Annotated in this window: 6 protein-coding genes; 2 read left to right on the top strand and 4 right to left on the bottom strand. The window is 68.3% G+C overall.

Annotated elements, in window-relative coordinates:
* Window positions 1–197: 197 nt before the first annotated feature.
* Window positions 198–1,271 carry a substrate-binding domain-containing protein gene (locus tag RMO97_RS02570; protein ID WP_310538985.1) on the bottom strand — a complete coding sequence of 358 codons (1,074 nt, stop codon included), beginning with the start codon at window positions 1,269–1,271 and terminating at the stop codon, window positions 198–200.
* A gap of 311 nt (window positions 1,272–1,582) precedes the next feature.
* Between RMO97_RS02570 and RMO97_RS02565 the strand changes: the two genes are divergently transcribed.
* Window positions 1,583–2,581, top strand: a complete 999-nt coding sequence (locus RMO97_RS02565; protein ID WP_310538984.1) for a YihY/virulence factor BrkB family protein — start codon at window positions 1,583–1,585, stop codon at window positions 2,579–2,581.
* On the opposite strand, the gene RMO97_RS02560 is transcribed toward RMO97_RS02565, so the two are convergent.
* The gene (locus tag RMO97_RS02560) at window positions 2,553–2,783 is read right to left on the bottom strand and encodes a sulfurtransferase TusA family protein (RefSeq protein ID WP_305336731.1); all 231 of its coding nucleotides are present in this window, start codon (window positions 2,781–2,783) and stop codon (window positions 2,553–2,555) included. The genes RMO97_RS02565 and RMO97_RS02560 overlap by 29 nt on opposite strands.
* Window positions 2,784–3,031: 248 nt before the next feature.
* On the opposite strand from RMO97_RS02560, the gene RMO97_RS02555 reads away from it, so the two are divergent.
* Entirely contained in the window at window positions 3,032–5,554 is a 2,523-nt protein-coding gene (locus RMO97_RS02555; protein WP_310538983.1) for an ATP-binding protein, read from the top strand.
* On the opposite strand, the gene RMO97_RS02550 is transcribed toward RMO97_RS02555, so the two are convergent.
* Both RMO97_RS02550 and RMO97_RS02545 read right to left on the bottom strand, forming a co-directional pair.
* Window positions 5,551–6,276 carry a GNAT family N-acetyltransferase gene (locus RMO97_RS02550; RefSeq protein WP_310538982.1) on the bottom strand — a complete coding sequence of 242 codons (726 nt, stop codon included), beginning with the start codon at window positions 6,274–6,276 and terminating at the stop codon, window positions 5,551–5,553. The genes RMO97_RS02555 and RMO97_RS02550 overlap by 4 nt on opposite strands.
* Window positions 6,277–6,278: 2 nt before the next feature.
* Complete coding sequence (locus RMO97_RS02545) at window positions 6,279–8,207, bottom strand: peptidase M61 (protein ID WP_310538981.1); 1,929 nt, start codon at window positions 8,205–8,207, stop codon at window positions 6,279–6,281.
* Window positions 8,208–8,286: the final 79 nt, after the last annotated feature.

Raw genomic sequence — 8,286 nt, 5'->3', positions numbered from 1 at the left:
CGCGGAGATCGAGGCGCTGAAGGCGGCCGGAGCCTTGAACGGGTAGGGGCAGCTCCCTTCCCCCTCGATGGGGGAAGGGCCGGGGATGGGGGTGAGTGCAGAGCGTTGGTGAGCGCCCGCTGGAGGCCTATGTCGATCGCAGCACGTGAACCCCCATCCAACCTTCCCCCATCGAGGGGGAAGGCTTTTTACGCGATCTACGACGCCGGGGCCGTCATCACGGTCAGCGCCTTGACCGACGCCTGCTGAGCCTTGTGCTCGGCTTCCGGCAGCGGGATCAGACCGCGCGACTGGAGGTAGCCGCCCTTGCCGGTCGCCGCGTCGGAGACGAAGCCGTCGACGAATTCCCGCAGGCCCGGCGTCACGCCGATGCTGGCCTTCTTCACGTAGATGAAGAGCGAGCGCGACAGGGGGTATTCGCCGCTGGAGATGGTCTCGAAGGTCGGTGCCACGCCCTCGATCTTGGCGGCCTTCACCTTGTCCATGTTGTTCTCGAGGAACGAGTAGCCGAACACGCCGATCGAGTGGGGAGTCTTCTCCAGGGTCTGGACGATGGCGTTGTCGTTCTCGCCGGAGTCGACCCAGAGCCCGTCGGAGCGGATCGTGTGGGTCTTGGCCTTGAAGCTGTCTTCATCGGACTTCTTCAGCGCGGCCAGCGTCGCGTCCTTCTCGCCGCCCTTCTCCAGGGCCAGTTCGTTGAAGGCGTCGCGGGTGCCCGAAGTGGGGGGCGGGCCATAGACCAGGATCGCGTCCTTGGGCAGGCCGGGGCCGACGGCGTCCCAGGTCTTGGCGGTGTTCGGGGCGAGGGCGCCGCCCTTGGGCACCTCGGCGGCGAGCGCCTTGTAGAGCTGCTCGCGGTGCAGGTCGAAGGTGGGGCCCTTCTTGTCATTGGCCACGACTATGCCGTCGAAGCCGATCTTGATCTCGATGATATCGGTGACCCCGGCCGCGGCGCACTTCTCGAATTCGGACTTCTTGATCGGCCGCGAGGCGGTGGCGACGTCGGGGTACTGCGAGCTCGCGCCGCCGCAGAACAGCTTAAAGCCGCCGCCGGTGCCCAGAGATTCGACTCGGGCGGGCTTGCCGCCCGTGGTCCGGGCGACGTTCTCAGCCACGCGGGTGGCGAAGGGGAAGACCGTGGAGGAGCCCGCGGCCCAGACCTGGGCGCGGTTTCCGCCGCCGCCAGCGGCCTCGGAGGTGGTGTCGGTCTTCTGGCTGCAGGCGCTCAGGGCGAGGGCCGCGCCGGCGGCGAGGTAGATGGCGGTCTTCATGAGGAAACTCCGATGGAGGGCGCCGCTTGCGGCGGCGCCACTGGGGCTCAGGGTCCAGCTAACACCCGTTCTTGAAGTTTATGCGACAGTGACGTGACGCCGTCGCCAAGTGAACACGTTCCGCGAGCGCCGTTCAGCCTCGGTTCAGCGACCGCTCGGTAATCTGTCCCCAGGTTGGTCGTCGCCCACTCCCGTCCCTCGGGCGGCGGCCCGCCGCGATGGTACGACACGCCCATCGACGGCGCGCCACTCGCGTAGGTGGCGCGCCGCTTTTGTTCGGTTGGGTCCTCTGCGCCGCGTCAGATCGCGGCTTGCCTAATCGGCTGGTCTTGATCACCTTCCGCCCGATGTCGATCCGGGGCCAGATTCAACGTTTGCGAGACATCGACTGGGACCCGCTGCACTGGGTGCGGCGGACCCTGTCGGTGAACGGCAAGGCCCTGACGCGCCTCTGGGGCCGCGATGTCATGCTCTATGTCGGGGGGGTCTCATTCTTTGTCCTGCTGGCGGTCTTTCCCGGCCTGGCCATCATGGTGGGGGTCTACTCTTTCTTCGCCGACGCCAGCCAGGCGGCCGCCCAGGCCGAGATGCTGTCTCACCTGATGCCGCCGGTGGCGCGTGGCCTGTTCGAGGGTGAGCTTACCCGCCTGGCCCGCGCGCCCCTGGAGGCGGTCTCGGCCCAGAGCGGCGTGGCCCTGATCATCGGATCCTACGCCTCGCACCGGGGGTTCAAGGCCCTGCTGGCGGGGTTGTCCTTTATCCACGACGACGAGGCCCCGCGCGGCTTCGTCGGCTTCAATGTCATGGCCCTGCTGGTGCTGGTGGCGGCCTTTGCGCTGCTGGGTTTCCTGTCGGCGGCCTTTTTCTATCTGCGCTTTGTGGCTGCGGCCTTCGACATCAAGCCCTTGGCCGGCGCGCCCTGGCTGTTCAGCGAGTGGACCTGGGCCAGCTTCGGCATCACGCTCGCCATGAGCCTGATCTACCGCTTCGCCATGTCCAGCCGCCCGGTGGCCTGGAAGGCCTCCATCACCGGGGGCATGGCGGCTGCCCTGCTGTGCCTCTTCATGTCCTGGGCCAGCGCCTTCTATGTCGAGCAGATCGCCCAGCTGGGGGCCACCTATGGTTCCGTGGCCGCCGTGGTGGTGTTCCTGATCTGGCTGTCCTGGACCGTGAACGCCATCTTCTTCGGCGGAGCCCTGGCCACCGAGATCGAGCTGGCCATGGACGAGCACCGGGCCACCGCCGCCGCCGGCCTGCTGTCGGATCTGCGGGGCGAGAAGCCTAGGCTGGTTTCCGGATCAGGAAGCTGAGCGTCCCGGCCTCTTCGGCCGTCTCCACCACCTCAAACCCGGCGCCGGACGCGAAATGGGGCACGTCGATGCGCGCCATGGGGTCGTCGGCGTAGAGACGCACCTGCGCCCCGGCGGGCGCATCCTCCAGCGCCCGCCGCAGACGCAGGGTTGGCACCGGGCAGTGGTGGCCCCGGGCGTCGACGATGATCTCGCTAGCCATGATTCCGTGAATAGCCCAGCCGCGCCCCGGAACCCAAGTCAGGCTTACGTGCGGGGGGCGTCGGGGTGTTGCTGGGCGTCCATGAGAACTACCGGTAAGGTTGTGTTTCTGCGGGTGAAGCGGCCAGAATGCCGGCGCAACTTGGATGTAAAAGTGTCGTAACCATGTCCTAAAGGTTGAGATTCGTAACCAGTGCGCAAGGACTTCCCCGTAGCTTGCTGCTTTCGGTGGGGGCCGCTGTCGGGGCGATGAACTCTCTTTCGCGCAGATTCCTGATCAGCGTCGGGCTGATGTCGTTGGTGGTCACCATCCTGGGGTCCATCGGCGCCTTTGTTGTCTTCCAGCAGGAACTCACCAACCGGCAGATCACCTATCTGTCGGACTATGTGCGCGAGCGCGGCTCCAACATCGACAGGCGCTTCACCAACCTCACCAATCTGCACAAGGCCGCCGGCGTCGAGCTCGAGCGCCGGATGAACCGTCTCTCGGACGCTGACGTGAACCGGCTCACCGATGACTATTTTCCGGCCAAGGGTGACGGCACCCGCCGTAGCCGCGACATCCTGTTCGATGGCCACCTGACCGCGTCGGGCCGCTGGATTTACGGCATGGGCGCGTTCATTTCAGACGCCGACCAGGCCTCGATGGCGGAGCGCCGTGCTCTGACGGCCGCCTTCTCCGTGGTGTCCGACTTCGGTCAGGCCGCCCGCAGCGAGTACGACAACTTCTATTTCTTCACCCCCGCCGACGCCCGGCTGGTGATGTTCGGCCCCGACCGGGCTGACCGGTTGATGTTCTACCGCCGCGAAGCGCCCGCCAGCCTTGATGTCTCCAAGGAGGAGATGGCCCAGATCACCCTGCCCAAGAACGACCCGGCCCGGGTGACCCGCTGCACCAATCTCCAGCGCCTGGTCCAGGACAGCAAGGGGGAACGCCTGGCCACCGGTTGCCTGACTCCGGCCTATGTGAATGGCCGCTATGTCGGTTCCTTCGGGTCCTCCATCGAACTCACGGGCTTCTTCCTCAACGCTATCCGGACGACTCTGCCGGGCGCCTCCAACCTGGTGGTGACGGGCAAGGGCGAGTTGATCGCCTATCCTGGCTTTGGCACGCCCGGCCGCGCCTCGGAGGACACGGTCGCCGACTATGAGCGCAGGCTCAGCCTCAAGTCGCTGGTGATGGCGATCCGCCGGGATGGCCAGGTGCACGGCGTCATCGACAGTCCCGACGGCCGCCAAGTGGTGGCCTATGGGCGGCTTGCGGGTCCCGACTGGTACCTGCTGCTCACCTATCCCAAGTCCGCCATCGCCCTCTCGGCGGCGCGGTCGGCGTCCTGGGTTCTGGCGATCGGCGCGATCGCCTCGCTGATCCAGACCCTGCTGGTCGTGGCCCTTGCCCGCCGCACCATCGTCTGGCCCCTGCGCCAGCTGGCCGGCGCCTGCGAGCCCGAGGTCTATGGTGTCCGTGACCGCCGCCCCGAGCGCGAGGACGTCAGCAAGATCGAACGCCGCGCCGACGAGATCGGCGTCCTGGCCAACGCCCTGCGCGGCGAGCGCGAGAAGGTCGAAGAGGTGCTGGCCAGCCTGGAGGACCGCGTCCGAGACCGGACAGCCGAGCTGGAACGCGCCAACGCCGAGAAGTCCCGGTTCCTGGCCAATATGAGCCACGAGCTGCGCACGCCGCTGAACGGCGTCATCGCCATCTCCGAGACCCTGGCCGCCCAGCAGAAGACCCAGCAGAGCCGCGAACTGGCCGAGCTGATCGTCTCCTCGGGACGCTTGCTGGAGCAGGTGCTCACCGACATCCTCGACTTCTCGAAGATTGAGGCCGGCGAAATCCAGCTCTCCAACGAGACCTTCGACATGGAGGCCATCGTGCGCCGCATCGCCGAGCTGCATCGCGCCGCCGCGGAGTCCAAGGGGCTGGAGCTCGCCTGGACCGTGGCCGAGACCGCCCGTGGCGCCTTCGTGGGCGACCAGGTCCGGCTGACCCAAGTGCTGTCCAACCTGCTCTCCAACGCGGTCAAGTTCACCCACGCCGGCGCGGTGCGCCTGGCCGTGACGGAGGAGGGCGGCCAGGTCCGCTTCTCCGTCACCGACACCGGCATCGGCTTCGACGACAGCGTGAAGGCCCGCCTGTTTGGCCGCTTCCAGCAGGCCGACGGCTCCATCACCCGGCGCTTCGGCGGCACGGGCCTGGGCCTGGCCATCAGCCGCTCGCTGGTGGAGCTCATGGGCGGCGCCATCCGTGTCGAATCGACGCCGGGCGTCGGCTCGATCTTCACCTTCGTCCTGCCGCTGGCGACCGCCCAGACGGCGACCGCCACCAAGGTTGTGGAGGCCCAGACCGCCTTCGACCTTTCCGGCTGCCGCATCCTGCTGGCCGAGGACCACCCCACCAACCAGAAGGTGGTTCAGCTCATCCTTCAGTCGGTCAATGTCGAGCCGGAGATTGTCGAGAATGGCCAGCTGGCCCTCGACCGGCTCAGGGCCGAACGCTTCGATGTCGTGCTGATGGACATGCAAATGCCCGAGCTGGACGGATTATCAGCCACCCGCCTGCTGCGGGAGTTCGAGATCGCCGAGGGCCTGGCCCGCACCCCGGTCATCATGCTGACCGCCAACGCCATGGACGAACACATCCGCGCCGGCCGCGAGGCGGGCGCCGACCAGCACCTCTCCAAGCCGATCCGCGCCCAGGCCCTGATCGAGACCATCGTCCACGCCATCCTGGCGGCCCAACAGGCGCCGGGGGACCGCGAAGTGGCTTAGGTCACCCGCACCCCCGCCCCGAACTGTGGCAGTCCCAGCCGCGCCGCCACCCGCTGCGACGAGACGTTCGTTGTCTGGGTCGAATAGAACAGCGGCCGGTCCGCCAGCTCGGGCAGGCGCGACCAGGCCGCCGTCACCGCCGCCGCCAAGCCCCGCCCCCGGTAGCCCGGAAACGTATAGACTCCGGTCTCGGCCGCCCTCGGCCCGATGCGCGCGGCGAAGGCCATGGCCGCGATGGTGGCGCCCTCGAGCGCCACCACCCACGGCTCCCAGAAATCGCCCACCCCCAGGAAGCCGGCCTCCAGCAGGTGTGGCGGCATCCCGGTATCGGCCAGTTGGGCCAGCCAGCGGAGCCCCTCGCCCGTGTCGCCGCTGATGATCCGGACGCCGGCGGCGACGGGCAGGGCGTGGGGCAGGCGGTAGATCAGCGATCGGCTGACGCTTTCCACAGGCGCCTCGCGGCCCAGCAGGGCCAGCATGTCCTCGAGGACGCCGGGGTCGGTCCACGGATCGAACCAGGGCGCCGCGCGGGCCGCCAGCGCCTCGACGGCTCGCGCGGTCGCGGCGCCCACATCGTGGCGCAGGGCGACCCGAACGCCCTCCCGGCAGCCCGCCAGGAACAGCCTCGGCCCCGCCGGCCGGCCAGGCTCGTTCTCGAAGGCGATGCGCCCATCCTCGGTCAGGCCGAAGATGGTGGCGATGTTGGCCTCCAGCGCTTCCAAGGCTATTTGCGCGCCGCCAGGATGTCGTCGAGGCGGGCCGGCGTACCGGAAATCCGCTCGAAGCGCGGGTAGCGCAGGCCATCGTGATAGGCGATCGGCACGGTGCGATAGCGCTCGCCGTCCTTCACCAGCAGCTCGATGGGCGCCTTGCCGCCCTTGGCCGCGGTGATCGCCTCCTTCAGCCGGTCACCGTCATACGCCACCCCGTTCACCGCGATCAGCTTGACGCCGTCGGCCAGGCCCGCCTTGAAGGCCGGGCCCTCCCACTGCACCGCCGTGAACTCCCCGTCCTTGTTCAGCACCAGGCCGAGGGAATAGGTCAGGTCGGTGATCTTGCGCCGGGCCTCTTCGGTCTTGGTGAAGTCGGTCGGGGTGGCGGAATAGGCCAGGCGGTAGCCGCCGCGCGTCACCCCATCCAGGGGCGCGCCGGGCCCGTGTCCGTCCAGGCGCGTGCGCAGGAAGGCCGCCCAGTCGTGGGGATGTACGGCGTTCAGGGTCTTCACCACCTCGTCGAAGTCGTAGGTGAGGGGATCCTTCCAGGCGCCGTCATTCACCCCGAAGAAGGCCCGGGCGAAGTCGTCGAGGGATTTCTTCCCCTTGGTCTGCTCGCGGATCAGGGTGTCGGCGTCGAGCCAGATCAGCTGGCCTTCGGAATAATAGTCCTCGCTGCGCTGCCAGCTGTTCCAGGCCTGGGGCTGGCGGGCTGAGATGATCGGGTCGTGGACGGTGTCCTGCATGGCGCGCCACCCGCGGCCGACGCGGTTGTCATAGGCCGCCGCCATGGCGGCCATGGCGTCGAGGGCCTCCTGCTTGCTGGACATCCCCGAGCGCGCGGCCAGCACATTGCCCCAGTACTGGGTCTGGCCCTCATAGACCCAGAGCAGGCTGTTGCGCATGGGGGTGTTGAAGTCGGCGGTCCACTGGTCGGCGGGGCGGCGGTACTTGCCGTTCCAGCTATGGACGTATTCGTGCGGCACCACCCCCCGCACAGCCGCCAGCTTGTCCCAGTCCAGGAAGAAGCGCGGCGCCGTGCCGATCTCCGTGGACCTCTGGTGCTCCACCCCGATGCCGCCCAGCTTGTCGCTCAGCGCCACCAGGAAGTCGTAGTGGTCGAAGTGGCGGGCTCCGAACAGCCTGTCGGCCTGGACCACCATGGACCGGTGCGCCGCCAGATGGGCGGGCTTGACCTCCAGCAGGTTGGCCGCGTCGGCCACCAGGTTCAGGGTCACCCGCGACGCGCCGCCCGGATCGAGGTCGAGCTTCTTGACGTAACGCCCCGCGTACAATGGGGAATCCATCAGGATATCGAAGGCGACGGGCTTGAATCTCGCCGTGTCGCCGGCCTTGGCCAGATCCTCCAGGGCCGTGGCGTAGGACCAGCCCTGCGGCAGGCGGACCTCCGGCGCGATCTGGATCTGGCGTGCGAAGTGGCCGGCGGGATAGAGGGCCAGGGAGAACCACTGGACGTGGGTCATCTCGGGGGTGACGGTCACCCGGCCCTGGTCCTCGTCGGTGGGCGAGACGTGCTGGAAGCTGAGGTCCACGGCCTTCACCCCGGCCGGGACGTCGATGTGGAAGGCGAAGACGTTGACCGGATCGCGCGTCCATTTCAGCGGCGCGCCATTTCCGGTGATGGTCAGGCCGGCCAGCTTTTCGATCATGCCCCGCGGCGCGTGCTTGCCGGGGATCCAGGCGGGAAACAGCAGGGTCATGGGCCCGGCCTGGGCCACGGGAATGGTCTCCCGCACCCGCACGATGCGCCGGTCGGTGTCGGTGGCGTCCACCGACAGGGTGTTAACCCCGGGATAGGGCGTGTCGCGCGGCGCGGCGATGGCCGGCGGCAGGGCCAGCGGCTGCGGCGGGGCGGGTTGGGCGAAGGCGGCCCCGGCGCTGAGCACCAGGGCGGAGGCGGCGAGGAGCGCGCGGTTCAAGGGCGGCGACTTTCTGAATCAGGACAAAGACTTGACCCTATCCTGCGGCCGGCACGCGCGCGCGCAACCCCCCGCGAAC

The organism is Phenylobacterium sp. (assembly GCF_031425575.1).
Lineage (GTDB): Bacteria > Pseudomonadota > Alphaproteobacteria > Caulobacterales > Caulobacteraceae > Phenylobacterium.
This window is presented reverse-complemented; position numbering and strand designations above follow the sequence as displayed.